Source organism: Nitrospirota bacterium (assembly GCA_040757595.1).
In the GTDB taxonomy this organism is placed as follows: domain Bacteria; phylum Nitrospirota; class Nitrospiria; order Nitrospirales; family Nitrospiraceae; genus JBFLWP01.
The window spans coordinates 16,378-42,684 of record JBFLWP010000015.1; the positions used below are offsets into that span (position 1 = coordinate 16,378).

The window sequence follows — 26,307 nt, forward strand, 5'->3', positions numbered from 1 at the left end:
TCACTCCATTCTACTCGATCACCACGATCTCGACGTCCCCTTCCCGGCGGGCCACGGCGATCTCGACATTCTGCTTGCCGCGCCTGAGGTAGAGGTCCACCGAGGCCGTTCCGACCCTGAGGTTCGCGATCTGAATCTCCGGCAGGAAGTCCGGCAGGACCGGGCGGAAGAAGGAGACTTTCCCCGGCTGCGCCTGGATCGAAAGGCCCAGGGCCGCCTGCAGGAGCAGGAACACCGCCGCGGCGGACCAAGCCTGCGGCGCGCAGGACACGGGATACAGGCAGGGCCCCTCGCCGTGCCTGCGGACAAATCCGCACAAGAGCTCGGGCAGCCGGTGCAGATCCAGAAACGCCGTTGCATCGAAGAGCCCGCGCAGGATGGCGAGGGCCTGGTCCTTGAATCCGTACCGGGCCAGCCCCATGGCGATCAGCGCATTGTCGTGCGGCCAGACCGAGCCGTTGTGGTAGGACATGGGGTTGTAGCGCGCCTCCGACTCGCCGACGGTGCGGATCCCCCATCCTGAGAACATCGCCGGCTCCAAAAGAGTGCCGGCGAGCTGCCGGGCCTGTTCGTCGGAGGCGATCCCGGCCCAGAGGCAATGTCCCGCATTGGAGGTCCGCACCGCACAGGGTTGTTTCTTGCCGTCGAGCGCCAACGCGTACGTGGAAATCCCTTCGCACCAAAAGGCCTTCTGGAACCGCTCCTTGAGGTCTTCGGCTTGACGCAGCAGGTCCTCGGCCCGGTCCCCGTTTTCCAGCGCCACGGCCAGCGCCGCCGCGCTCCGCTTGGCGGCATAGACGTAGGCCTGGACCTCGCAGAGGGCGATCTGCCCTTCCGCCAGCGTGCCGTCCGCGTGGAACACCGCGTCGCGCGAGTCTTTCCATCCTTGATGCGTCAGGCCCCGCGAGGAGTGCCGGACATACTCCACAAAACCGTCCGCGTCGCGGTCGCCGTAGGTGTCCATCCAGCGCAGCGCGAGGTCCAGGTTGGGCCAGATGGCCTCGATGAGCGCGCGGTCGCCGGTCCGCTCATAGTAGGCGCCGGCCAGCATCACGAAGAGCGGGGTCGCGTCCACGCTGCCGTAATACCGTCCGAACGGGACCTCCCCGAGCGCGGGCACCTCCCCCTTGCGGGTTTCGTGGAGGATTTTGCCCGGTTCGGCGTCCTGCTCGGGAATCTCTTCCCTGGCCTGCGTCGCCGCGAGGAAACCGAGAACCCCTCTGGCCAGTTCGGGGTTGACCCACAGGTACTCCAGCGCCGTGACGATGCCGTCGCGTCCGAACGGGGTGCTGAACCAGGGAATCCCGGCGAAGGGATAGGGGCCTTCGAGGGTCTCCGTAACCATCATGTGGAGATCCGGGCGGGCTCGATTGAGCCAATCATTGAATTGCTCGTTGGCGGTCTGAATGTGGCAACCCCGGGCCACAGCCGTGTCCAGGGATGTTCTGGCCTCGAAGAAGGCTTGATCGTAGGCCAACGGGGGGGAGGGCGGTCGGCCACCAAGCTCGCAGGAAATGGTCAGAAAGAACTCGGTACGTTCCCTCGGCTGCAGAAGGGCCTCGAAGACCACCTGGGACGGAGACAGACTCGCCGGTTGCGGCGTGCAGGCGACACGGGTCTGCCGAGTGACTCCGTCGAGCCCCTCGTAGCCGAGAAGCAGCGTCCCGTCCTGGACCGGATCGGCCAGGCGGCGGCCTCGTCGAGCCCGTTTCAGGCCCCGGACTTCAAAGATGTCGGCGAAGTCCGCGTCGAGCTTGCAAGTAAGCCTGGCGGGGAGCGGTACGGGCCCGTAATTGGCGATCCGAAACCGCTCATAGCAGACGCCCCGCCACAGGAATTTCGACCGGAACAGGTGTACGGTGTCTCGCTGGATCGACATGTGGCTGTCGGTGCGGATGTCCGGGTTCGTCAGATCGACGGTGAACAGCGTGTTGTCTTCCTTGACCGTGGAGCCCAGCAGCAGGGGACGGCGGTCGTTCAGGGTGAGCTCCAAGCGCGAGAGGAACCGAGTCCCCTCGTGGTACAGCCCTTGATAGCCGAGTCCCACGGGATGGATGTCCCCGGCCCGGTTGAAGACGGCGAACGTCTCGCCTTGCTTGAGCACGCGGGTGCGGTCGTCCACGATGGTGGAAGTGGCGAGAATATAGTACCCGTCTTGCGCCCGGACGATGTCGTCGGTGAGGGCTCCCGTTCGGAAGGGCCGGGAGGCGGCATCGGCCGTCGCGGTTTTCCGACGGCTGAAGCGGTGGCAACAGAGACCGCCTCCGAGGAGGAAGAATCCGACGCCGATGAGGCAAAGGCGAGCGCCCAGCGTATCGGCGATCCATCCAAAGCCCGTCATCCCGGCCATCGCCGAGACCGTCCCGCCGGTGTTGAACGTGGTGAACATGCGGCCGCGCAGGTTCGTGGGGGTCAGCTCCTGAAGCAACGACCACACGACGGGCATGAACAGGCCCGTGCTCACCCCGATGACGGCGACCGCCATGGCCGCGAGGAGCGGAGCCTGGAGCAGGCTGAGTCCCCAGACCGCCGCGCCGCCGACGGCCATGGAAGCGGAAAGAACGCGGAGTCGGCTGGCGAGGGCCCGGGGCTTCATCCACAGCAGCCAGGCCGACGCGGCCAGCATGCCGGCGCCCAGGGCCGACCAGATCGCTCCCAACTCGATGGGGCCGATGTGCAGCAGTTGCTTGGCGTACACGGGGAGCAGGAAGATGAAGCCGCTGGCCGCCAGACTGTAAAGGGCGGCCGCGATCATCAGGGTGGAGATGATGCGCTGCTGGACGAACACGAAACGAAAGCCGGCGAGCAGATCCTGCCAGACCGTTCGTGACGCGGCCTCCCTGGCCGGCACCACGGCTTCCCGCATCCGAATCGACATCAAGAATGCGGCGGAGGCAAAGTTGCAGGCGGCGTCCAGGTACAGCACGTTCTGGGCGCCGACGAACGCGATCCCAAGACCGGCGATGGCGGGTCCCGCCAGCACCCCGATGTTCGTCGTGATCTGCAGAAAGGCGTTTGCCGCCGTCAGCCGCTGCCGGTCGACGATCAGCGGGACAGCCGATGCCAGCGCGGGACCGAAGGCCGAGCCGAGGATCGCGATCAGCAGGACCAAGAGATACAGCCGTTTCAGGGTGAGCGCGTCGAGGGCGTAGAGGACGGGGATCAGCAGGATCAAGGTCCCCTGAATGAGATCGATGGCGATCATGATCCGTTTTTTCGGCATCCGGTCCAGGTAGACCCCGATGAGCGGGCCGAGCACCAGCGGAGGGAGCGTCTCGAGCAAGCCGACCACGGCCATCTTCAGCGCCGATCCGGTCAGCTCGTAGACGAACCAGAGGAGCGCGACCTTGACCAGCCCGTCTCCGATCTGGGAGATGGACTGTCCCACGAAGAGCAGGCGGAAGTCGCGTGCCTTGAGCAGGCGCCAGCCGACATCCCGTGCTTCAGTCGGAGACGGGCAACCCTCGTCCGCAGGCGCGGCGCGCCTCATCGCTCGCCCAGGTGCGCCGTCTCAGGGACTGCCAGCGGCGCCGGCGCCGGCCGCCGGAGGCTGGCCCAGTGGCTGAGGGCCGAGGCGGCGAGCGCCGTGATGAAGAGCATCGCTCCGATGCCGACCACGCTCACCCGTTCGCCGAACTCGCGGGTGGTCCATCCGAAGAAGGTCATGCCCGCCACCGCCGAGGCCATGGCTCCGGTCGAATAGACCGCCAGCGCCCGCCCGACGATGCCCGACGGGGAGATCTCCTGCAGCACGCCCCAGGCGATCGGGGTCAGGGCCCCGAAGCCGATCCCGATGACGCTCATCAGCAGGCCGGCGAGAATCCGGTCCTGGACCCAGACGAGCCCGCAGAGGGCCGCCCCGCTGACCGCGCTCGAAGTCGAGATGACCCGCACCCGGCTCGGCAGATCCCATTCGGTCAGCCGGACGAGCCCGAACGAAGCGATCAGCAGCCCGACCCCCAGGGCCGACCACAGGTACCCCACCTCCACCGGTCCCAGGTCCAGCATTTTTCTGCCGAACACCGGAAAGAGCGTCGTGAAGGCGCTGGTTCCGAACGTGTACAGAGCGGCGGTGCCGGTGAGGACCAGGATCGTCGGCTGCTCCACCAGCGCGAACCGAATCCCCTCGATCAGGTCCTGCGTCATGGAGGACGGAGCAGCCCGTTCGCCGGCGGGCGCCGCACGGGCGAAGCGGACCGGCACGAAGCAGGCGGCGGAGGTCAGGTAGGAAGCCACGTTCACGCAGAGGACCTCCTGTGGACCCAGCACCGCAATTCCCAGCCCGCTCAGCGCAGGTCCCACGATGATGCCGAGGCTCGTGGTGCTCTGGAGCAGCGCGTTGGCGGCGGTGAACTGGGGCCGGGCGACGATCAGGGGCACGGACGCGGAAAGGGCCGGCCCGAAGATCGCGGACGCGACCGAGTGGAGGAACACGAGGAGATACAGGTTCTCCACGGTGAAAGTTTGCACCGATACCAGGCAGGGAATCAAGCCGAGCACCAGCGCGCGGAGTACGTCCATCGAGATCAGGATCGGCTTCTTGGGCAGCCGGTCGACGAAGACTCCGATCAGAGGGCCGAAGAGGATCGGCGGGATCGTCTGCAGGAGGCCGATTACCGTGGTCTTGATGGGGGAACCGGTGACCGAGTACACGAACCAGAGGAGCGCCAGCTTGGAGACGCCGTCCCCGACCTGTGCGATCATCTGCCCCCACCAGACCAGGCTGAAATCCCGCGTGAGCAAGCGGCGTCGCCGGCTCGGAGCGTCCTCCTGCGTCCATCCCAATTGCAGCCTCCCTGATCTCCAGCGATGCGGCCCGCGGCGGTTGCCCGCCCTCGCCGGTCAGTCCCCGGCGCTCACGCGCACCGCGTCCGTGTGCACGGCCCTGACCCCCGGGACCTGCCGCGCGGCTTCCGCCGCTTCGAGCACGATCACCTGGAAGCGCGTGGTGCCGCTCAACGAGACGATCCCGTTCTCGGTCTTCACGTCGAAGTTGGCCGCCTCCAGGGTCTTGCTCTTGGCAAACCGGTCCTTGACGTACTGGGTGATGATCTCGTCCTGCTTCCGCGCCAGCGTGGCGTGCAGCCCCTTGGCGACCTCCAGCAGGTTCGAGACCGACTTGACGCCGCCCACGCGGGACGCGACCTCCGTGGCCGCCAGTTTCTCCTCCTGGCTCGACACCTTCCCCGCGAGCACGGCCTCAGAGCCGTGCAGGTCCACGTCGATCTCGTAGGGAAACAGGCGGGAATCCGCCATCAGGGCCAGTTTGACCTTCAAGATCGTCGAGCCGGCGGGCCACGGGGGCGTCGGCTCCCGGGTTTTCGCGGGAGTACCGGCCGGGACGTCTGGTTTCGGTGTCCCGTCCGGCTTCGCTTGCCCTTCGGGTTTGGCCGCGGGAGCCTCGGGGCTCTTGGACTCCGGCTGCCTCTGCTCGATCACCCGTTGTTCGCCCGAAGGCGCCTTGGAAGACTCGGGTGCCGGTGCGGGACCGGGATCGGCGGCCGGGGCGGGCAGGGCCAGGGCCAGGAGGACGATCGGCATTGTCGTCAGACAGGACGCTCGCGCGCGACGCTGTGTCATCATGTCGTCTTCTCTGTGGAAGAACCGGGCGGGGAGGAGGCAGGCGCCGATCCTACGGCGCAAGCCCGGACGCGTCCGCGGCCGTCGTCGCCGCGGCGGGATCGGGCCGGTCCGCCAACCGGAAGCGGTCTGCTTACTGCATCGCCTTCACCGGCACGGCTGTCCCGTTCGCCGCCACCTTCGCTTCGATCTTCGTGTCCTTCTCCAGGTTGAGCAGGTGCTCTTCCTTGACGCTTCCTTCACGACGCGCGCGTTGGCGGTGATCATCATCACCGCGTCCTTGACGGTCTGCGAGTCGGAGTTTGCCGAAGTCCGGATCGGGTGGACCGTCGCGCGATCGCCGAACACGCCTCCTCCCTCCGCGCCGCGAGACCCGGAACGGCGTCATCGGCCCGGTCCTCGGTGAACGGGCGTCAGCGGGAGGCCAGGGGGCTGGGGGCAGGCCCGCTCCGTCGGCTCAACTGGGCCGCAACGGTGGCTGTTCCGAACAGGATCAGGCTGATGCCCAAAAGACTGGCGGTCGGGCCGATCGCATCCGCCGCCCACCCGAACCCGGCCATTCCGGCCATGGCGGACGACATCCCGCCCGTGCTGAACGCCGTGAACACGCGTCCCAGGAGATGGTTCGGAGTGAGTTCCTGCAGGACGCCCCAGACGACGGGGATCAGCATGGCCGTGCTGCCCCCGATCACCATGATCAGCAGGGTGGCCAGGAGGGGAGTCTCGAGGACGCTCAGGCCGCAGACCGCCAGCCCGCCCACGGCCATGGAACGGGAGACGATCCGCATGCGCTCGCGCAGGCCGCTGTGCCGCGCCCAGGCCAGCCAGGCCGACGCGGCCAGCATGCCGCCGCCCAGCGCCGACCAGAGCAGGCCGAGCTCCAGCGGCCCGAAGCGCAGCAGCTCCTTGGCGAACACCGGCAGCAGGAAGACGAACGCGCTCGTGCCCAGGCTGTAGAGGGTCGCGATGAGCATGAGCGTGAAGACCGTCCGGTGCTGCACGAACACGAACCGGAATCCCACCGTCAGCTCCTGGAACAGGGAACCGGAGGTCCGGGCCGTGCGGGCCGCGCGGGATTCACCGACCCTGATCGGGATCAGGCAGAGGGCGGAGATCAGGAAGGTGGCGGCGTCGAGATAGAGGACGTTCTGGGCCCCCGCCAGCACGATGCCCAGGCCGCTGACGGCCGGCCCCACGATCATCCCGATGTTGGCCGTCCCCTGCAGCAGGGCGTTGGCCGCGGTGAGCTGGGTCGGGCGCACGATCAGGGGGACGGCCGAGGCCAGCGCGGGACCGAACACCGTCGAGACGACCGCGATCACGAAGACCAGCACGTACAGGATCTCGAGGGTCAGGGCGTCCAGGGCATAGAGGAAGGGGATCAGCAGGACGAGGAACGTCCGGGCCACGTCCACCCAGATCATGACCCGCTTCTTGGACAGCCGGTCCAGGTAGACGCCGATCAACGGGCCGAAGACCAGGGGGGGAACGGTCTGCAGGAGCCCGATCGCCGTCATCTTGAGCGCCGATCCGGTCAGCTCGTAGACGAACCAGAGCAGCGCGACCTTGTTGAGGCTGTCGCCGATCTGGGAGATCAGCTGTCCGCTGAACAGCAAGCCGAAGTCGCGGGTCTTGAGCAGGTGCGGCGCAAGCGGCTGTCCGGACCGGTTCTCTCGGCCTGCGCTCTCCGCAACACCCTCCAGCATGGTCCGCCCCTATTCGTACATCCGGAATAGGCCTGCATCATGCGCTCGACCGTAGGCCGTTCCTCGAAGACCCGGCGGCCGCGGCGAAGGGCGGATCCTGCTACGACGCCGGCTTGATCGACAGCGCCAGACCGTTGGCCGAGACTTCCGCCTCGATCTTTTCCCCGGGGACGATCATGCGGTCGAGCTTCGTGTTCTTGTCCGTCCGGAGGCGTATGAACCGTCCCTGCAGATCCCTGACGACGTAAATGTCCGCCTCGATCTTCAGGAGCTCGCCCTTGAGGATGTAGGACGAGGCCGCCGGCTGCCCGGCGGCCGAAGCGGCCAGCACACCCCGGATGCAGCACGCCGCCAGGAAGGCCAGCGGACGAGGGAACGCCTTGTCCGCCCTGACCGGTTCAGGAGAGCCCATGGGCCGCAACCCGCTTTCGCCATCACGCTTTTGGACCTTATCAATCCGCTCCGCTTTCCTCCAGTGGACAAAATCGGAATGGTGGCCGGAAAATGTCCAGTCGGCGGGAGGCTGGCGCTCCACGGTCGACACTTCCACCGCCGTGGGCCCTCCTCAGGGGCGGGCCGGTTCCGGGTTTCCGGACCGGTCAGCGGCAGAGGTGGATCATCAGTCCCAGGTAGTCTTGCAGATGGCGGGTGATGAGGAATCGGTGGCGGGCGTACTCCCTCCCCCGGCGGCCGATGGCTGCCATCCAGTCGGGCTCGTTCAGGAGGCGTTTGGCGTAGAATGCGGCTCCTTCGGGGGAATTCACCGTGTAACCCGTCGTGCCGGGGATGATCTGCACCATGATGCCGCCGGTTTGCCCGCCGATCACGGGCTTTCCCTTCCAGAGGGCTTCCGCCACGGTCAGCCCGAACCCCTCCCTGGTGGATTTCTGGAACACGATCGCGGCAGCCCGCTGCAGGGCGTTGATTTCGACGTTCGCGGTCGGCGGCAGGAGCAGGATGTGGACGTCGGGATCGGTCCCGGCCGCTTGCTGCACCTCCGCCAGCACTTCCGCCCCTTCCGGGTCGTCGGCCGCGGTGCCGCCCGCCAGGACCAGCCGGCAGTCGTGGCTCTTCTTCACGAGCCGATAGGCCTCGACGACGCCGACCGGGTCCTTGAACCGGTCGAACCGGGAGACCTGCAACAGGATCGGCTTGTCGCGCGGGATACCCAGCCGGCGCAGGATCCGATCCACCTCCTCGGCCGGCAGCTCGCGGTTCTTGTCGCTGAGCGGGTCAATGGAGGGGTAGACCAAAACCTGCGGGATGGGCAGGCGCTGCGCGAACTTGGGGAGCGAGACGACCGCGGCGTCGTAGCGGACCACGTAGGGGCGGAGAAACTGCCAGACCGACCGCTGGGGCGTCGAAAGGTCGATGTGGCACCGCCAGATCCACTTGGCCCCGGGCTTGCGAACCTCGATCAGGGGAGCCGGCTGGGGATCGTGGATCATGACCACGTCCGCGCTCAGGTCCAAGCGCTCCGCGTTCTCGCGGTTGCACGCCAGGTAGGCCTCGTACATGTCGGCCGTGATGTGCTGTCTGGTCCCCTGGAGCGCGTTGTGGAAGCTCTTGGTCGTCCGGTAGAAGGCGTCCGACCCCGTGACCACCTCCCATCGGGCCTCGATTCCCAGTTCCTGGAACATCGGCACCATGCGCTGGAGGATCTCCGCCACCCCACCGCCGTACCGAGTCGAGTTGACGTGAAGCATCCGCTTCCGTTTGAGGCTGCGGGCCAGCCGTTTCAGGAAATCCACGGTCCCCTGAGGTGCGACCTCCCGATAGTCTTCGAGAGTGATGCCCATCGCCGGTCCTCCCGTTCCTCCGTCTATCGTGCCGCCAGCGCCTGGTCGCACAGTCGCACGACGCGTTCCCGGACCCCCTCCAATCCCAATCCCAGGCGCCCCACCTTCACCACCTGCTCGGCCAGCTCCGGCATGTCCAGCCCCTCCTTGGCCAGGAACCAACAGGCAAAGTCGCCCGGCAAGCGCCCTTTGCGCATGCGCGCCTCACAGACGTGATTGTAGATCGCGCCGGCTTCCACCCTCGCCAGGCCGTCGCGGAATTCCTGGAGCGTCCAGACCTCCATCCCCAGGTCCACCTCGATGACGTGCGAGCGGATGAACTCGAAGGGCTCGCCCGCCACGATGCGGGGGATGGTTTTCAGCCGGCTCAGATGCTCCGCGACGATGCCCGCGATCTCCGCGCGGAGGGCTTCCAGGCCTTCGTGTTCGAACGGATCGATTGCGGCCAACCGCTCCCCCAGGATGGGGTCCTGCACCTGGACGGCGACCCAGGTGGCGAAATCGTTGGGGTAGAGGCCCCGGAGGTAGGCGTGCCGCAGGAAATAGCTGTGGGTATGGTAATAGATCGAATCGAGCGGCACCTCCTCGATCAGCTCTAATAGACGCTGCTCGTCGTGGGCGCGGACGCCCATGATCTCGCGCAGTTCCATGCAACTGACGAACCGGAAGGGTGTCTGTGCGCGCCTGCCCATCGAGTCCCCTCCTTTTCACCGACGATCCGCGTCGGACCGAACCTCGACTCTGACCGGCCTTTCCGCCTCCGCCAGGAGCAGGGACCGGTGCGGGAACGGGATCTCGATCCCCTGTGCGTCGAAGGCCTTCTTGAGCCGCCGCCGGTACTCGCGCCCGACGGTCCATTGCTCGATGGGTCTCGTCTTCAGTCGCGCCTTGATCACCACCGCCGAGTCCCCGAACTCGTCCACCCCGAGGATCTCGATGGGCTCGAGGAACTTGTCCGCGTAGGCGCGATCTTGCCGGAGCTCCTCCGCCACCTGCCGCATCACCTCGACCACCCGGTCCGTGTCCTCCTTGTACGCCACGCCGACGTCGATGACGTAGGCCGACCAGCCCTTCGTCATGTTGGACAAGGTGGTGATCGTGCCGTTCGGAAAGACGTGGACGGTGCCGGCCAGGTCGCGGAGCGTGATCGTGCGGAACGTGATCGCTTCCACGAGCCCGCCGGTGCCGTTGACGACGGCGACGTCCCCGACCCGCACCTGGTCCTCCAGGATGATGAAGAACCCGCTGATCAGGTCGCGCACGAGGTTCTGCGCGCCGAAGCCCACTGCGAGCCCCACGATCCCCGCGCCGGCCAGAATGGGCCTGATGTCCAGCCCGAGCTGCGCCAGGGCGAGGACGACGACAATCGCCCAAATCATCGCCGAGGCCAGTGTCCGCAGCAGGCTCGTCAGCGTGGCGATCCGCTGACTGGCCGCGCCCGGCACCAGCTCCTTGGCCTCCCCGGCCTTGATCAGCAAGGCCTCCAGTCGTCCGATCCCGGCGCGAAGGAACCGCAGGGCGACGACGCCGGCCACGATGACCAGCGCGACGTGGAGCCCGACCTGGCCCAGGCCCACGGCCGAATCGAAGAGCCAGGCGGTGAAGGACGACAGCGAAAAGCTCGGCATGGTCAGGACCTCCCGCAAGTCCGCTTGAGCGCGGCCGGCTCGCCGGTCAGGCGCAGACCCGTTCCGGCGTCGAACAGGTGCAGCGACATGGCCTCAATCCACAGCGAAGCCCGCTCCCCCGGTTTTCCCGAGAATTCCTTGTCCCCACGGCCCGTGAGGATGACGCCCGTTTCCATCTCCAGCTCCAGGGTCACCCAGGTCTGGCCACCCATGGGCTCGACCAGCCGGACGATGCCGGTCGGCGCCCCGGCTGCGGGAACGGAGGCCGACACGCGGAGGCCTTCCGGTCTGAGGCCGAGCGTCACCGCGGCGCCCTCGAGAAGCCCGCTGGCCGCCGCGAGATCGGTCGGACAGGGGAGCTGAAGCGGACCGGCTACGATCCGTCCGCGCGCGAGGCGTGCCGGCAGCAGGTTCATGCTCGGATACCCGATGAACCCGGCCACGAACGCATTGCCCGGCGCCTCGTACAGGTCCCGGGGCGTGCCGACCTGCTGCAGGCGCCCGTCGCGCAGGACTGCGAGACGGTCGGCCAGCGTCATGGCCTCGGTCTGGTCGTGCGTGACGTAGATCATCGTGATGCCCTCACGGTCGTGGAGCCGTCGCAGCTCAGCCCGCATGTCGGCCCGCAGTTGCGCATCGAGGTTCGACAACGGCTCGTCCAGGAGGAACACGCGGGGCCTCCGGATCAGGGCCCGGCCCAGGGCCACCCGCTGCCGCTGGCCGCCGGAGAGCTCCCCCGGCCGCCGGTCCAGGAGCGGCTCGAGCCCGAGGAGGCCGGCCACGCGACGGACCTCGCGCTCCCTGACCGCCCGATCCGGCCGGCTCCGGCGCGGGGCGACGCGCAAGGGGAAGGCCAGGTTGTCCGCCACGGTCATGTGCGGGTAGAGCGCGTAGCTCTGAAACACCAGGGCCACGTCCCGCTCCCGGGGCTCCCACGACGTGACGTCCTGCCCGTCGAAGAGGAGGCACCCGGCCGTGGGTCTCTCGAGGCCCGCGATCAGGTGGAGCAGGGTGGACTTGCCGCAGCCCGAAGGCCCCACGATCGTGAACAGCTCCCCGTCCCGCACGGTGAGCGTGATCCCGGCGAGGATCTCGGAGCCTCCCAGGACCTTGCGCAGCCCTTCCAGCCTGACTTCAGCCATCTCAACCCGTGACGCGTGATGCGTGATGCGTGATCAGCATGATGAGTCCGAAAACGCGCAAAGCCTTTTCTCTATAGATTGCGCCGCATCCTTTCTGTTGTCTCTCTTTTTTCCACTCGTCACCCATCACCCGTCACGTCTCCCTACCCTTTCACGCTTCCCGCCGTGAGCCCGGCCACGAGGTGCCGTTGGAACAGGACGGCCAGCAGGACCACCGGGGCCATGACCAGCACCGACGCGGCCGCGAGGTCGCCCCAGGGGATCTCGTGGAGCCCGGGAAACAGGGCCAGGGCGACGGGAGCCGTTCGCGCAGCCTCGCTGGCGGTCAAGGTCAGGGCGAACATGAATTCGTTCCAGGAAAAAATGAAGACGAGAAGGGCGGCCACGGCCAGCGCGGGCCTCGCCAGCGGCAGAATCACCAGGGCCAGGGCGCGCCAGGGACTGCATCCGTCCACCCGCGCGGCCCGGTAGAGATCCGTCGGGATCTGCCGGAAAAAGCTCGTCAGGATCCAGACGGTCAGCGGGAGCGCGTAGGCGGCGTGGGTCAGGATCAGCGCGGTGAGGGTGTCCCGCAATCCCAGGGCCCGCACGAGCAGATAGAGGGGGCTGATGACGGCGATCGGCGGGAACATGGACGCGCAGAGCACGACGGCCAGGATCGCACGCTTCCCGCCGACCGGCAGCCTCGCCAGCGCGAAGGAACAGAGCCCGCCGAGGCCGACCGCCAGGACCGTGGCGCCGGTGGCCACGAGCGCGCTGTTGAGAAGCGCCCGCGGAAGCGAGGGCTCCCCCACGGCCGCCCGGTAGTGGCTGGCCGTGGGCTCCCCTGGCAGCAGCGGCGGAAGCCGGATCAACTCGGCGTCCGGCTTGAGAGAGGTGACCGCTTGCCACACGGCCGGGCCGACGCAGAAGACGCAGGCGAGGGCCAGGAGCGCGCGCCCGATCTGGACCTTGGCCGCGTTGGTGCCTCTGTGGCTTCGCCCCTCGGTCATGATGCTATCTCCCTCAGGTGCCGGCGCAGCAGCAGGAGATAGCCGGCTGTCAGGGCCAGAACGACCAGGAACATGGCCGTGGCGAGCGTCGAGCCGTAGCCGAACTGCAGGGTTTGGAACAGGGTCTTGTACGCGTAGATCGAAAGCGTTTCCGTGCCGTTCCCCGGGCCGCCGCCCGTCAGCACGTACACCGCGTCGAAGATCCGGACCGCGTCCATCGTGCGGAAGACGAGCACGATCAGGATCACCGGCAGGAGCAACGGCAGCGTCAGGTGCCGGAAGACGGCCCATCGGCCGGCCCCGTCGGCCCGGGCGGCCAGGTACAGGTCGCGCGGAATCGTCTTCAGCCCGGCGAGCAGGAGGAGCGCCGCGAAAGGCGTGGTCTTCCAGACGTCCATCAGGACGGCGGCATGGAGGGCCCGGACCGGGTCGTCGAGCCAGTTGATCGGCGAGGACACGAGGCCTGTCGCCTGCAGGAGATAATTGAGCAACCCGTAGTCGGGATGGTACAGCCAGCTCCACATCTGGGCCGAGACCACGGTGGGAACCGCCCAGGGGATCAGCACGGCCGCCTGGACCCACCGTGCCTCCGCGGCGCGGCCGTTCAGCACGCGGTCCAGCAACAGGGCCAGGCCGAGCCCAAGAAACAGCTCCGCCGCAACCGAGAGCCCCGTGAAGTGGAGCGTCGTCCGGCAGGCGGCCCAGAATCGCTCGTCCCCCCACAGGAGCCAGTAGTTGCGCGCGCCCGCGAACTCGCTGATCCCGAAGATCGGCAGCCGCCGATGGAAGCTCAGCCAGACGGCGCCGAGGAGCGGGGCGAGAGCCAGCAATCCCACGAGGAACAGGGCCGGCCCGGCGAAGAGGGCTCCCCAGGCTCTCTCCGAGATCCCCCGGCGCGACGCGCCCCGATGGCCGTCCCTTCCGTTCATCCCCTCTCCCACGGTCTCGAGCCCAGCAGCGCCCCGACCTGCCGCTTGGCCGAGGCCAGCGCCTCCTCCGGCGACTTCGCGGCGACCAGGGCGGCGCTCAGCTCCGGCTGCAGGATGTGCGACAGGGTGAGGTAATAGGGAGTCACGGGTCTGGATCTGGCCGCGGACAGCACCGGGAGCAGGTCGCGCAGCCAGGGCTTGGCCTCCATCAGCGCCGCGTCGCGGTAGAGGTCGCGGCGGGCCGGCTGGTATCCCAGATCGAGCGTCAAGCGCCGCTGGACCTCCGGCGAGGTCAGGTACCGGATCAGGGCCTGGGCCTCGCGGGGGTGCGCGGCGCGCTTCGGCACGGCCAGCAGCCAGCCGCCGAGCGCTGAGACCGACTCGTGTCCCGGGAACGCCGGCAGCGGGGCCAGCCCCACCTTGTCCCGCACCGGCGAGCCGTCCTGCTGCAGGAGTGTCCAGGCGTACGACCAGTTCCGCATGAAGATCGCGCGGCCGGCCCCGAACAGGCGGCGGGTCGTCTCCTCGTCCGCCGTGGCCACGGACGCGGGAGAGACCGCCTCGCCGACCAGCCGGCGCATGAACGAGACCGCCTGCGCGGCGTCCGCCCCGCCTTCCAGGAGGTCCGCTCCCCCTCCCCATGCCAATTCGTGCGCCACGCAGACCAGCCCCTCATACTGCTTTCCCTGCCAGAGGAACCCTTGCAAGCCCGGATCGCGCTCGCCTCGCTGGATCGCGTGGACGGCCGCGACCAGCTCCGGCCAGGTCCTCGGCGGCGCGAGCCCGTACCGTTCCAGGAGATCGCGCCGGTAGTACAACAGGCCCGCCTCCATGTACCAAGGGATCGCGTACAGCCGTCCTGCGTAGGTCGCCGCCCGGATCATCTCAGGAAACTGGTCCTCGCGCTCCGCAGGCTGCAACAGGTGGTCCAACTCGGCGAGCCAGCCGGCCCGCGCGAACTCCTGTGCCCAGATCACGTCGACCGCCAGGAGGTCGAAGGCCACGCTACGACCCTCCAGATTGACCACGTAGAACTGGTGCTGCTGATCGGTGGAGGCGGGCAGCACCTCCTCCTTGACGACGACTCCCGGAGTGCGCCGCTCGAAGTCCCGCAGGAGGGCCGTGAAGGCTTCGGGATCGCCGGCGAATTTGCCGTGCTTGAACACGATCGTGATCGTCCCGGAATCCTGGGGCGGGGGCGCAGAGCCGGCGGTGCAGCCGGCGAGGAGCGCCAGCGCGACAAGCAGCACCCCTTGGCTGGAGAAGGTTGACATGGGACTGCTCCGCGAGGGTGGGGTTTCCCGATAATCTGCCGTCACCTTGGACGACCTTATTCCGTCACCGACCGGTGCGTCAACCGGTTCCTGGTCTGGGCCGGGGGGAGCGGTCTCGCCGGGGCTCGTTCCTCGTTCGAGGAGGGACGCGAGGATGCTGGCGGCGCTTCGTTCCCGACGATGGCGGATGGCGCAAGGGAAGTGCCGGCGAGATGCGGGCGGACGGGGCGGATTGGCCCGCCGCTCCCCCTTTCTGGCGAGCGGGCGGCCTGACCAATCCCGTTGGGTCCCGGAGGGGGAAACGGTCGAGCCGGCCTTCGCCTGAGCGCGTGCCGGCTCGACCGATGTCCCGCGACGAAGCGGAGCGGCTTACTTCCCTGCCGGTCCGTTTCTCGTCAGGGTGACCGCCTTGACGATCTTCTCCCGCTTGAGCGACTCGAAGAAGCCTTCGGGCGTCTGAGGCTTGGGCAGGTTGACCTCGACGTTGTACCACCCGGCGTTGGTCGGCCCGCGGCGGCCCTGGATGGCGTGGATCAGCCGCTCGATGTTCTCCTCGGAGGTGCCGTCCTGGAAGGAGACCCAGAAGGTGAAGGGCTGCGCTTCCACCTCTCCCGCCTTGGCCGGGACCGAGGTGGGGCCGGGCAGGACCGTGACCTCCGCCACCTCGGCGGTCTTGCGCTCCGCCTCCTGCGGCGACAGGATCCGGGCCATGACGACCGCCTGCTGCTTGAGCCCCTGCTCGACTTCCCGGCTTTTGAGCGCCGCGACTTCGCGGCTCAGCACGTCCCTGGCGGCCACCAGTTGCTGGACTTGGCTCCGGAGCTGCGCGCGCTCCTTCTCGTCGCCGATTTGAGCCAGGCGCACATGCCGCTCGACGGCGTCCTCGAATCCTTTCCTCGAATCGCCGACGAGTTGCCGCAGGGCCGCGGCGTCGGTCCGGACCCGTTGATCCATCGCCTCCACCGCCTGGTGCACTTGAGCGATCTGCTGTTGCTGGGCCTGGAGGGTCTGGGTCGAAGCCTGCTGGGCCTGCGCCAGCCTCGCCACGGCCCGGTGCACCTGCGCGGCCTCCTGCTGGGCCTCGGAGGCTTGGGTCGAGACCTGTTGAGCCTGCGCCAACCTGGCCAGCACCTGCTCCTGCCTGGCGATGGTCTCCTCCATCGCCGCCAGCTTCTGGGTGGTGGATTCGACGATGGGCAGGATACGGGCGGTCTGGCCTCCGGGCTCGGACCTGGTGGTCAGCCGGTCGGCCACCAGAAAGGCGACCGCCGTCGCCAGCACCACCTGGGCGGCGAGGGAGAGGCCCGGCCGGAATCCGAGAACCCTGGCATCCGTCTGGCCGTCCCACCGACCGCCAGTGGCAACCCCCGTCACCAGACTTCTGATGCGCTGCCGCGCCGGGCTGACCGCGTGACAGGCCACCTGCAGGATCCCCCGATCCGATTGGTTTCGCAGATGCGCTTCGACCAGGAAGCGTCCGGCGTGGAACCGCTCCTGCTTCACGCCGGTTCCGTCCAGGCAGAGGGCGCCGGCCAGCCGGCCCGCCGCCGTCCGGATTTCCACCAGGTGGATGGGCCGCTCCTGGCTCGTGAACGCCAGCGTCACGCGTGACTCGCTGCACTCCAACGTGCCCACGCACTCTTGGTTGACGAAGACCTGGAGCGAGCCGGGCTCCTCCTGCCGCACCAGGTTCACGTCCGTGCGGAGTTGCTCAAGCAGATGTTCCCGATAGATGCTGAGCTCGTCGTCCCGTTTCGTTTCCATTGTTTCCTCCGGTCTCTCCCAGGACAAGGGTCAGGAATCGGCCCTTCACGAGCGGGCGCACGTGAAGGTCAACCTGGGGCGCTGGTCTGCGTTCCGTCCCGTCCGTCCGCAGCGCATGAACCTCCAAGAGACAGTTCCGGCACATCGCCAGGTGCCAGATCCGGTAGTCGAGTCCGTAGCCTTCCTTGAACAGGTCGGCCCATTCCTCGCGCGACCGGCAGGGGAAGTGCTGGGGCTCGCTCTTCCGGTAGTGGGTCTGGACGACCAGGAGGAGCCGCTCGGCCTCGCCTTTGAGCCGGTCCGGATGCTGTTGCTTCTGCGTTTCGATCTCTTGAAGGTCCTGGTCCGTGAGCCCGATCTCCTCGATCGTCCTCTGCCAACCGGTCCGGCGCCATCGCTCGAAATTCTTGTAGACGCGCTGGCTCTCGACGGAACCGAGCCCGAGCAGCCGCGCCACCTGGCCCTGGCCCAATCCGTAGAAGTGGTAGAACAGGGCGATCAACGCGTCCCGGCTGATCACGGCCCGCGACGCGAGGCCGTCGAGGAAGCGGCCCAGCGGAGACAGGAGGTCCTTGTGGTAGCAGAGCGGCTCCGGCTGACTGAAGTACTTGGTGACCAGGCTTTCCAGCAGCAGGAAGGGACGGCACGGGACTTCGGAGCGCCCGCAGGCGAGGAATCGCTCCACGAGGTCGTAGCCCCACCGGAGAGCCAACTTCTCGTGGGCGACGTCCTCCTGCCACTGTCCGGTCTCGCGCAGGAACCGCCTGGTCTGGGCGGTGGCCCGGTCGAGGAGCTCCGGCAGGGCCTCGGTTGCGACCCGGTCGAACTCCTCGGCGGTGGTCACCAGCATGCTGAGCGGGGAAGATAGACCCATTATGGTTCCCACGGGCACCTTTTCCCAATCCGCTTTAGTATGCCATAACTTGCCGCCATCAGCTATTCGGCGAAGATCGTGAGCTTTGGACATTTTGGACTACCTGGCAGAGGTTTTGTCCATATCGGCGTGTATTGTGAAGGCCCCTTCGATGCCCATGTTCTCTCAGAAAAAGAGAGGATGCCGTCGTTTTTCCCCTTGACCTTGCGCGGGTATCCTGCTATCACTGACGGCCCGATTAGGCGACCGAGGGGCTCCATCCCCGGATCAATCACATTCATCTTTCTAAGGAGGGCTCGACATGAAGAAGCTCGTTGGCATGATGGCGCTGGCGCTGGCGTTGACCTTCGGCATGGGGACCGTCACCACCTTCGCGGGCAACCCGGCTCCGGCTGGCGACAAAGAGAAGAAGGATAAGAAGGGCGGCAAGCTCGTCTTCGCGGGCGACAAGAAGGACGAGAAGAAGGACAAGAAGGGCGGCAAGTAATAACGTTATGGGGCGCGGCCCCGCGCCGCGCCCCTTCCCTTCTCCCCCACGTCCCGTTTTTTCCTCTCCCCTTAGCCCAGCGTTTTCGACTGCTGGATTATCTCCTGAAAGCCGGGCGAAACCGGGCAGCGATCACCTTGCGTCGCGCTGGTTCATCGATCGGGCGCGTTGCCGTCGGGTCAGGGTCCGGGTAGGACGTGCAACTCGATGCGGCGGTTGTTCCGCCGGTCCGCCTCGGTCCGCTCGGCCTTCAGCGGCTTCGTGTCCGCGAAGCTGACGATGCGGAGACGGTCCGGTGCCAGGCCGGGTGGCTCCAACAGGTAAGCCGCCACCTTGCCGCCGCGCAGGGCCGCCAGTTCCCAGTTGGACCGGGGCCGGCCCGGCTTTCGCCCGACGACGGGTCGGCCGTCCGTATGGCTGCGGACCTCGACCGTGGCCTGAGGCATGGAAGCCAGAACCAGCTTGATCGGCGCAAGCACCTGCCGGCCGGCGGGCGTGAGGTCCTGCTCGGGCGAGAAGAGCGCGTCGGTCTGGAGGAGGATGACCAAGGGGGCCGCCTCGCCGTCGGTCCGGCGCGGTACGACCGCTGCCACAATCTCTTGAAGACTCTGCCGCGCCACTGGCGGCTCCGCCGCAGAGGGCTCCTTCGGGAGGGCCGTTTCCTGGGACATGTCCCGGCAAGCGGTGGACGCGGTGGAGAGGGGCGCCGCCCCCGGTTGGACCGGGGCTTCTGATTGAACGGGCTTCGCCGGCTCCTGAGTCTGCGATGGCTGCAGCGGCTGTTCCACCGGCGCGACCTGTTTGCTCAAGGCGCGCACCTGCTCCTCGGCCGCCCGCTGCGCCGCCACCGCCTGCTCCCGCTGGGTCTCGCTGTTCTTGAGCTGTTGCTCCAGTGAGGCGATCCGGTCGGCCAGCTCTTTCATCTGATCGTCCGCCGCCCCGCGGGCGACCATCGCCTCTTCCTGGACCCTGCGCGCCGTGTCGAGCGCGAACCGGGCGGCGTCGAGCTGCTTCCGCAAACGGCCCAACTCTTCCTCGCACGGCACCGGGCCATGAGAGGCCTGCTGGACTGCCTGGGGTGCGTGGGGAGACGGATCGGGCTGCCCGGTGCCGGAGGTCGCGCAGCCGGCCGCCAGGCCGGCGGTCAGAAGCAGGAGCGGACCGGTGAGAAGGAAGAAGCGGATAAAGCCGTTCATGAAAACCTGCCCGTATGACCCGTATGAATGGGTCCAGGCTAGGCGGTCCGCCCGGGCGAGTCAAGTCGTCGCCCGCTCGAGGGCCGGGAGTGAAGGAGTTCAGGGAGGGATGGTGCCGAAGGCGGGACTTGAACCCGCACGGGTTACCCCACACGCCCCTCAAACGTGCGCGTCTGCCAATTCCGCCACTTCGGCGCCGGGCGCATTATAGGGAGGGGTCAAAAGGCTTGTCAATGAACGAACCCCTTCGGTAGAATCCCCTCCATCGTGGGCATCAACGTTCTGCCTGAACCCTGTCGCCCGCCCGACCTCACCCGATTCAGGATCACGACGTGACCGTGCAGCCAGCCCAGAGCCACGCGCCCGCCCTCGGTTCCGACCCGGGTGCGGCCGCGATCTTCGACGTGGACAACACGCTCATCGCCGGGTCCGCCATCGAGATCCGGTTCTTCCGGTATCTCTGGCGCAGGGGGTTGGTCGGGGCCCGCGAGGCGGCCGGCAGCCTCCTCCATTTGCTCGGCCAGGTGCCGCCGGTCTCCCTGCATCCGCTCCGCGAGCGGAAGGTCTATTTGGTCGGGAAGCGGTCGGCGGACATCGAGCCGCAGGCCCGGACGTTCGTCCAGACCGAGGTCTGCCCGTTTCTCTCGGCGACGGCGCTGGCCTCGCTGGAGCGGCACCGGCGGGCGGGACATCGGCTGATTCTGGTCACCGGCACGCCGGAGTTTCTGGCGGCGCCCCTCGGCGAGTTCCTGAAGGTGGACCTGGTGCTGGCGGCCCGTTTGGAGCGGAGCGGAGGCCTGTATACGGGCCGGGTCCTGCCGCCGCTCCCGTACGGAGAGGGAAAATTGCGGCTGATCGAGACGTTGGTGGCCCGTGAGGGGCTCGACCTGAAGAACAGTTATGCTTACGGCGACAGTCCGGGCGACGCGGACCTCCTGCGTCTCGTCGGCCATCCGCTGGTTGTCAACCCGATCCGTGGCATGGGCCGCATCGCTCGCCGCGAGGGCTGGCCGGTCGCGAAATGGACGTAGAATCGTGACGCATCACGCGTCGCCGCTTCTGAGCCATGCGCGTCACCGAGATTTTCAAGAGCATCCAGGGCGAGTCCAGCTACGCCGGGCTGCCCTGTGTCTTCGTCCGCCTGACCGGCTGCCCGCTCCGGTGTACCTGGTGCGACAGCGAATACACCTTCTCCGGCGGGACGGACGTGACGCTCGAGGAGATCCTGGCCCGCGTGAAGGCCTGCGCATGTCCCCTGGTGGAAGTCACCGGCGGGGAGCCGCTCCACCAGCCGGAGGCGTTCGTCCTGATCGAGAAGCTCTGTGTCGAGGGTTACCAGGTGCTGGTCGAGACCAGCGGGGCCATTGACATCGCGCCGGTGGACAAGCGGGCCCACGTGATCCTGGACGTGAAGTGCCCCGGGAGCGGCATGACGGACCGGATGGACTGGAAGAATCTTGACCGGGTCTCGTCCAAGGACGAGGTCAAGTTCGTGATCAAAGACCGAAAGGACTATGAGTGGGCGAAAGCGCTCGTCCGACAGCATGACCTGGCCGGGCGGTGCACGGTCCTCTTCGGTCCGGTCTTCGGAACCCTGGAGCCGCGCCTGCTGGCCGAATGGATCCTGGGCGACCGGCTTCCCGTGCGGTTCCAACTCCAGCTCCACAAATACATTTGGGATCCTGAGATGCGCGGGGTGTGAAAATGCATGAGGATGAGGAGACTTGAATGGACGTCGTTGACGTGAAGGTGAAGCAAGGAAAGATCGAGAGGGAGCCGGCCGAGGTCCTGGTCCTCGGCCATTACGAGGATGATCGAGGGCTGCAGGGCGAGGCCGCCGCAGTGGACCGGGCCTTGAAGGGCCTGTTGCGCGACCTCCTCAAGAGCGGAGAGTTCGAAGGCAAGAGCTGCCAGACGGTGGTGGTCCACACCCAGGGGCGGGTTCCGGCAAAGAGGGTCCTGCTCGTGGGCCTGGGTCAGAAGAAGGAGGCGCGGCTGGACACGGTCCGGCAGGCCCTCGCGACGGTCACGAAACGGGTTCGCCAGACCGGAGCGAAAAGCTTTACGGTCCCGCTGCTCGGCCGGACGACGACGAAGGCCTCAGCGGTCGAGACCGCGCAGGCCATGGTCGAGGGGGCGGTCCTGGGCGGCTACCGGTTCACCGAATATCGCAGCGACAACCATGACGAGCCGAGGGGCCTGCAGCGCGTCACGCTGGTTCCGTCGAAGGACGAGCCGCTCGCCTCCGTCAAGGAGGGAGTCCGGCGGGGGCTGGCGAGCGCCGAGGCGACCATGTACGTCCGCGACCTCTGCAACCACCCCTCGAACGTGATGACGCCGTCCCGCATCGCCGCCGAGGCGAGGAAGATCGGGGCCGAGCGCGGAGTGCGGGTGCGGGTCCTGGAGCGGCGGGACGCGGAGCGGCTGGGCATGGGGGCCTTCATCGGCGTCGCGCGGGGGAGCCACGAGCCGCCCAAGTTCATCGTGCTGGAGTACCAGGGACAGGCGCGGGGCGCGGGGCGCGGGGCGCGGGGCCCGGGTGAGGGGGGGAATGCCAGGCCGATCGTGCTGGTCGGCAAGACCATCACGTTCGACACGGGCGGCATCTCGCTCAAGCCGGCCGAGAACATGGAGCAGATGAAGGCCGACATGACCGGCGGCGCGGAGGTGCTGGCGACGGTCCGGGCGGCCGCCCGGCTCCGCCTGCCCCTCCACCTGGTCGGCATCCTGCCGGCCACGGAGAACATGCCGGGGGGCCGCGCGATCAAGCCCGGCGACATCCTGAAGACCCTCTCGGGCAAGACCGTGGAGGTGCAGAACACCGACGCGGAGGGCCGCCTGATCCTCGCGGACGGGCTGGCCTACGCCACCCGCTACAAACCGGCGGCGATCGTCGACGTGGCCACGCTCACCGGTGCCTGCGTCGTGGCGCTCGGGCAGTTCGCGATCGGGATGTTCAGCAACGACGAGCGGCTGAAGGGCCGCATCCAGCAGGCGGGGGCGAGGGCGGGCGAGCGGGTCTGGGAGATGCCGCTCTGGGAGGAGTACTTCGAGCAGCTCCGGAGCGACGTGGCCGACATGCGGAACATCGGCGGGCGAGGCGGCGGCATGATCACGGCCGCCCTGTTCCTGAGCAAGTTCGTGGGGGACTGTCCCTGGGTGCACCTGGACATCGCCAGCACCGACTGGAGCGAGCGGGAGCGGGCCTACATCGCCAAGGGCCCGACGGGCATCGGCACGCGTCTCTTGCTCCAGTACCTGCTGCACGAAGCCGAATCTCGTGATGAGTGACGCGTGACGGGTGACAAGCGATGACGAAAAGACTCAGAGACGCTTCCGATTCTTTACGCGTCACGTGTCACGCATCACCTGTCACGGTCTGGTGTGGCTGCCGATGACCGCCCTGCGCGACCAGATCGGCCAACTCTTCATGCTGGGGTTCGCCGGCACTTCGGTGTCGGCTGAACTGGCGGACCTGCTGCGGGAGTACAAGCCCGGCGGCGTCATCCTGTTCGCGCGGAACCTCGAAAGAGTCGAGCAGATCGTCGCTCTCACGAACGGGCTGCAGAAACTCTCGCCGGACTCCCCCCTCCTGATCGCGATCGATCAGGAGGGCGGGCGCGTCTCCCGGCTGCCGGCCGGCTTCACGATCTTCCCCCCCTGCGCCCTCCTGGGGAGCTGCCAACCGACCGAACGGGCCTTGGACCTGGCCTACCGGGCTGCGGCCGTGACTGCGAGCGAATTGCGCGCCGTCGGCGTCAACATGAACATGGCGCCGGTCCTGGACGTGAACACGAATCCGGCCAATCCGATCATCGGGGACCGGGCTTTCAGCGCCGATCCGGCCGCGGTCTCCGAACTGGGGCTGGCAACCCTGCGGGGGCTCCAGGACCGCCGGGTCGTGGCCTGCGGCAAGCACTTCCCCGGCCACGGGGACACGGAAGCGGATTCCCACAAGGAGCTGCCCGTCGTCAGAGCTTCGCGCGAACGGCTCCAGACGGTCGAGCTGCTCCCCTTCCGCCACGCGATCCGGCACGGGCTTGCAACTATCATGACGGCCCACGTCCTCTATCCGGCCTTGGACGAAAACGCCCCCGCCACCCTGTCCGCGCCGATCCTGACCGGCCTCCTGCGGAACGAGCTGGGCTTCGACGGAGTGGTGCTGACGGACGACCTGGAAATGCAGGCGATCGGCGACCATTATGGCGTCGGCGAGGCGGCGGTCCTCGCGTTGCAGGCCGGCGCGGACCTGCTCCTGATCTGCCAGGAGCGCGAGCGGCAGGTTGCGGCCATGCAAACGGTGCGGCGGGCGGTGGAGGACGGTACGATCGCGCCGTCCAGTCTGGAGGCCTCGCTCCGCCGGATCGCAGCCCTCAAGCAGCGCTTCCTCCATCCCTATGCACCGGCCGACCCGGTTGCTGCGCGGCTGATGGTCGGGAGCCAGGCGCACCGCTCGGTGCTCGAGGCCCTCGTGCGGACCAGTCCCCCGTCCGTGAAGACGCCTGCGTGAACGGTCCAGCCACCGGCAAGGTCGGACCGGCCGGGCCCAGGGAGATCTGGGCCTGGTGCATGTATGATTTCGCCAACTCCTCCTTCACCACCCTGATCGTCACGGTCGCCTACAGCGTGTACTTCGTCCAGGTGGTCGCCCGGGACGTCGGGCTAGCCGGCTCGGCGGAGCGCGTCTGGTTCTGGGGCTACGCGGTCTCGATGCTGCTCGCGGCGGTCCTCTCCCCGTCCCTGGGCGCCGTGGCGGACGCGCGCGCCGCCAAGCGGGCCTTCCTGATCGGCTCGACCCTGGTCTGCGTCGCCTGCACCGCGCTCCTCTACGTCGTCCAGGCCGGGGATGTCTGGGCCGGGCTGGTCCTGTTCGGCGCCGCCAACGTCGCCTTCGAGTTGGGCTTCCTCTTCTGCAGCGCGTTCCTGGTCGAGATCGCCACCACGGAGACGATGGGCCGGATTTCCGGCTACGGCTGGGGCCTCGGTTACGCCGGAGGGCTCCTCTCGTTGGCCCTCGCCTACCCGTTCATCAAGAACGGGTTCGCGGAGAGCAACCTCTCCCAGTACCGGCTCAGCTTCGTCGTGACTGCCGCTTTTTTCCTGGTTGCGGCCCTGCCGACGTTCTGGCTGCTCAAGGAGCGGGCGGTGCCGCAACCGGACCGCGGAGTCTCCTTCTGGGAGCAGGCCTTCTCCAGGCTGGCCGCCACCGCGCGGCAACTCCGCCGCTACCGGGACCTGGCCGCCTACCTCGTCGCGTACCTGATTTATACGGATGCCATCAACACGGTCATCGTCGCGTCGGCCATCTTCGCGAACAAAGTCCTGGACTTTTCGCCGGGCGATCTGATTATCTACTTCCTCATTACGCAGGTGACGGCCGGGCTGGGCGCCGTGGGCTTCGGCCGGCTGGCGGACCGGATCGGCGCCAAGCGGACGATCAGCGTGACCCTGCTCATCTGGATCGCGCTGGCCGTTGCCGCCTCGCTGGTCAGGACCCACGCCCAGTTCTACGCGATCGGTCTCCTGGCCGGCTCGGTCCTGGGCGCGAACCAGACGGCCAGCCGCACGCTGCTCGGCCAGTTCACGCCGGTCGGCCGGCAGGCGCAGTTCTTCGGCTTCTTCTCGGTCACCGGCAAGTTCGCGGCGGTGTTGGGGCCGGTGATCTACGGGGAGGTGACGGCCCGGACCGGCAGCCAGCGCTGGGCCGTCCTGTCCATGGCCGTCCTGTTCGCGATCGGGCTGCTGGCGTTCCAGACGGTGGACGAGGCGCGGGGAAAGGCCGCCGCATCAAACACGTGAGACGTGGAGCGCGCTGCAAGCTGGGCCTCTTCTCATCCTTTCGCCTCACGTCTCACCTCGTGCATCTCACGGGATTTTTATGGCGTTGAAGAAGGGCGACATCATTGACGAGCGGAAGCGGCACCCGGACGGGTGCGGCCTGGTCGTGAAGATCATGGGCGGGGGCGAGGGGTTCGAAAAGATCGTCTGCTGCGGACACGAGCTGACCGAGGAGGATGTCGTCACGCAGCTCGGCTCGCCCCTGGGACGCAGGAAGGGAGGCCTGCCGGTCGGCTGCGTGCTCGACGAGAAGAGGCTGCACCCCGGCTCCTGCGGCCTCCGGGTCATGGTCCTGGACGGGGGAGCCGGCTTTCAGGAGATCGTCTGCTGCGGCCATTCGCTCACGGTCACGTCGGTGCAGGACCTGCGGTTCGGGCAGATGCGCGGCACGCCGCCGGGCGAGACGGGTCAGCAGGGAACGGCATGAAGACGTGAAACGTGAACCGTGAGACGTGAAACGTAAATAGTGAAGGAGGGGTCAGTTTTCAGGTGTCAGTGCCGGAAACTGAGAACTGAGAACTTCTTTGCGACCGGCGTCACGAGCCACGAACGACGAGTCACGGGGGCCCTATGCGCGACCGGACCGAGGCGATGAAGGATTGGCTGACCAGGATGGAATGGCTGGATCGGTGGGGCTACATCACCGCCGGCTTCAGCCTGCTCATCCTGGGCATGCTGATTTTCGCCTACAGCTGGTACACGTTCATCCACGGTGCGTTCAAGGTCGGACTGCTCGTGGCCGGCCTCAAGCTGTTGAACGACCTCCTGCTGGTCATCATCCTGCTCGAGCTTTTTCGTACGGTCGTCCGCTTCCTCCAGACCGAGATCCTGGCCCTCGAGCCCTACCTGGCCGTCGGCATCATCGCCTGCACGAGGCGGATCCTGACGGCCAGCGCCGAATTGTCGCACCAGCCGGACATCACCAGCGAGCTGTTCAACCGGTACCTGATGGACGTCGGGGTCAACGTCGGGGTCATCATCGTCCTGGTCGTCGGCGTCTTCGTCATCCGCAAGCGGCCGGCGCAAGCGGACGCGACGAGTCTCGCGCCCCGGCCATGACCCTCGTCCACCGCCGTCGCCAGTCTGTCTTTCCCTGAC

24 protein-coding genes and 1 tRNA gene are annotated in these 26,307 nt (G+C 67.6%); 8 read left to right on the forward strand and 17 right to left on the reverse strand.

The features are described from left to right. Positions 1-10: 10 nt before the first annotated feature. The 15 genes from AB1411_13220 to AB1411_13290 all read right to left on the reverse strand — a co-directional run bounded on the left by AB1411_13220 (position 11) and on the right by AB1411_13290 (position 17,664). Entirely contained in the window at positions 11-3,490 is a 3,480-nt protein-coding gene (locus AB1411_13220) for an MFS transporter (GenBank protein ID MEW6544555.1), read from the reverse strand. After that, the gene (locus AB1411_13225) at positions 3,487-4,785 is read right to left on the reverse strand and encodes an MFS transporter (GenBank protein MEW6544556.1); all 1,299 of its coding nucleotides are present in this window, start codon (positions 4,783-4,785) and stop codon (positions 3,487-3,489) included. The genes AB1411_13220 and AB1411_13225 overlap by 4 nt, the downstream gene beginning before the upstream one ends. Positions 4,786-4,842: 57 nt before the next feature. Next, complete coding sequence (locus AB1411_13230) at positions 4,843-5,541, reverse strand: BON domain-containing protein (GenBank protein MEW6544557.1); 699 nt, start codon at positions 5,539-5,541, stop codon at positions 4,843-4,845. Positions 5,542-5,713: 172 nt separating this feature from the next. Continuing rightward, positions 5,714-5,968 carry a hypothetical protein gene (locus AB1411_13235; protein MEW6544558.1) on the reverse strand — a complete coding sequence of 85 codons (255 nt, stop codon included), beginning with the start codon at positions 5,966-5,968 and terminating at the stop codon, positions 5,714-5,716. 25 nt (positions 5,969-5,993) lie between these two features. After that, a complete protein-coding gene (locus tag AB1411_13240) occupies positions 5,994-7,286 on the reverse strand; it encodes an MFS transporter (GenBank protein ID MEW6544559.1) in 1,293 nt (430 codons plus the stop codon). A 100-nt stretch (positions 7,287-7,386) separates the two neighbouring features. Then, positions 7,387-7,836 (reverse strand): hypothetical protein, encoded by a 450-nt coding sequence (locus AB1411_13245; GenBank protein ID MEW6544560.1) that lies wholly within the window; start codon positions 7,834-7,836, stop codon positions 7,387-7,389. 49 nt (positions 7,837-7,885) lie between these two features. Then, a complete protein-coding gene (locus AB1411_13250) occupies positions 7,886-9,085 on the reverse strand; it encodes a glycosyltransferase (protein MEW6544561.1) in 1,200 nt (399 codons plus the stop codon). A gap of 23 nt (positions 9,086-9,108) precedes the next feature. Continuing rightward, the gene (locus AB1411_13255; GenBank protein ID MEW6544562.1) at positions 9,109-9,777 is read right to left on the reverse strand and encodes a DUF5752 family protein; all 669 of its coding nucleotides are present in this window, start codon (positions 9,775-9,777) and stop codon (positions 9,109-9,111) included. A 15-nt stretch (positions 9,778-9,792) separates the two neighbouring features. Beyond that, the gene (locus AB1411_13260) at positions 9,793-10,713 is read right to left on the reverse strand and encodes a mechanosensitive ion channel family protein (GenBank protein MEW6544563.1); all 921 of its coding nucleotides are present in this window, start codon (positions 10,711-10,713) and stop codon (positions 9,793-9,795) included. Positions 10,714-10,715: 2 nt separating this feature from the next. Further along, positions 10,716-11,855, reverse strand: coding sequence for an ABC transporter ATP-binding protein (locus tag AB1411_13265; GenBank protein ID MEW6544564.1), 1,140 nt, complete (start codon positions 11,853-11,855; stop codon positions 10,716-10,718). A gap of 143 nt (positions 11,856-11,998) precedes the next feature. Beyond that, on the reverse strand, positions 11,999-12,847 hold the full coding sequence (locus tag AB1411_13270) for a carbohydrate ABC transporter permease (GenBank protein MEW6544565.1): 849 nt from the start codon (positions 12,845-12,847) through the stop codon (positions 11,999-12,001). Then, positions 12,844-13,776: a sugar ABC transporter permease gene (locus AB1411_13275; protein MEW6544566.1), complete on the reverse strand. Its 933-nt coding sequence runs from the start codon at positions 13,774-13,776 to the stop codon at positions 12,844-12,846. Before AB1411_13275 ends, AB1411_13270 begins: the two co-directional genes overlap by 4 nt. Beyond that, positions 13,773-15,050 carry an ABC transporter substrate-binding protein gene (locus AB1411_13280; GenBank protein ID MEW6544567.1) on the reverse strand — a complete coding sequence of 426 codons (1,278 nt, stop codon included), beginning with the start codon at positions 15,048-15,050 and terminating at the stop codon, positions 13,773-13,775. Before AB1411_13280 ends, AB1411_13275 begins: the two co-directional genes overlap by 4 nt. 369 nt (positions 15,051-15,419) lie before the next feature. After that, positions 15,420-16,814 (reverse strand): hypothetical protein, encoded by a 1,395-nt coding sequence (locus AB1411_13285; GenBank protein ID MEW6544568.1) that lies wholly within the window; start codon positions 16,812-16,814, stop codon positions 15,420-15,422. Beyond that, positions 16,762-17,664 carry a hypothetical protein gene (locus AB1411_13290; GenBank protein MEW6544569.1) on the reverse strand — a complete coding sequence of 301 codons (903 nt, stop codon included), beginning with the start codon at positions 17,662-17,664 and terminating at the stop codon, positions 16,762-16,764. Before AB1411_13290 ends, AB1411_13285 begins: the two co-directional genes overlap by 53 nt. Positions 17,665-17,989: 325 nt before the next feature. On the opposite strand from AB1411_13290, the gene AB1411_13295 reads away from it, so the two are divergent. Continuing rightward, positions 17,990-18,175 (forward strand): hypothetical protein, encoded by a 186-nt coding sequence (locus AB1411_13295; protein MEW6544570.1) that lies wholly within the window; start codon positions 17,990-17,992, stop codon positions 18,173-18,175. A gap of 179 nt (positions 18,176-18,354) precedes the next feature. Here the strand turns inward: AB1411_13295 and AB1411_13300 are convergent, their stop codons facing one another. Further along, on the reverse strand, positions 18,355-19,371 hold the full coding sequence (locus AB1411_13300) for an OmpA family protein (GenBank protein ID MEW6544571.1): 1,017 nt from the start codon (positions 19,369-19,371) through the stop codon (positions 18,355-18,357). Between the two features lie 110 nt (positions 19,372-19,481). Next, positions 19,482-19,566 (reverse strand) — tRNA-Leu (locus AB1411_13305). A gap of 137 nt (positions 19,567-19,703) precedes the next feature. On the opposite strand from AB1411_13305, the gene AB1411_13310 reads away from it, so the two are divergent. From AB1411_13310 to AB1411_13340, 7 genes are all read left to right on the forward strand, one after another. After that, positions 19,704-20,402 (forward strand): HAD family hydrolase, encoded by a 699-nt coding sequence (locus AB1411_13310; GenBank protein MEW6544572.1) that lies wholly within the window; start codon positions 19,704-19,706, stop codon positions 20,400-20,402. 35 nt (positions 20,403-20,437) lie between these two features. Further along, positions 20,438-21,073, forward strand: a complete 636-nt coding sequence (gene queE, locus AB1411_13315) for a 7-carboxy-7-deazaguanine synthase QueE (GenBank protein ID MEW6544573.1) — start codon at positions 20,438-20,440, stop codon at positions 21,071-21,073. 26 nt (positions 21,074-21,099) lie between these two features. Continuing rightward, a complete protein-coding gene (locus tag AB1411_13320; protein ID MEW6544574.1) occupies positions 21,100-22,662 on the forward strand; it encodes a leucyl aminopeptidase in 1,563 nt (520 codons plus the stop codon). 103 nt (positions 22,663-22,765) lie between these two features. Beyond that, positions 22,766-23,881 carry a beta-N-acetylhexosaminidase gene (gene nagZ / locus AB1411_13325; GenBank protein ID MEW6544575.1) on the forward strand — a complete coding sequence of 372 codons (1,116 nt, stop codon included), beginning with the start codon at positions 22,766-22,768 and terminating at the stop codon, positions 23,879-23,881. Beyond that, positions 23,878-25,170 (forward strand): MFS transporter, encoded by a 1,293-nt coding sequence (locus AB1411_13330; protein ID MEW6544576.1) that lies wholly within the window; start codon positions 23,878-23,880, stop codon positions 25,168-25,170. The genes nagZ and AB1411_13330 overlap by 4 nt, the downstream gene beginning before the upstream one ends. A 79-nt stretch (positions 25,171-25,249) precedes the next feature. Then, a complete protein-coding gene (locus AB1411_13335; protein ID MEW6544577.1) occupies positions 25,250-25,636 on the forward strand; it encodes a hypothetical protein in 387 nt (128 codons plus the stop codon). Positions 25,637-25,779: 143 nt separating this feature from the next. Then, positions 25,780-26,268 carry a phosphate-starvation-inducible PsiE family protein gene (locus AB1411_13340; GenBank protein MEW6544578.1) on the forward strand — a complete coding sequence of 163 codons (489 nt, stop codon included), beginning with the start codon at positions 25,780-25,782 and terminating at the stop codon, positions 26,266-26,268. Positions 26,269-26,307: the final 39 nt, after the last annotated feature.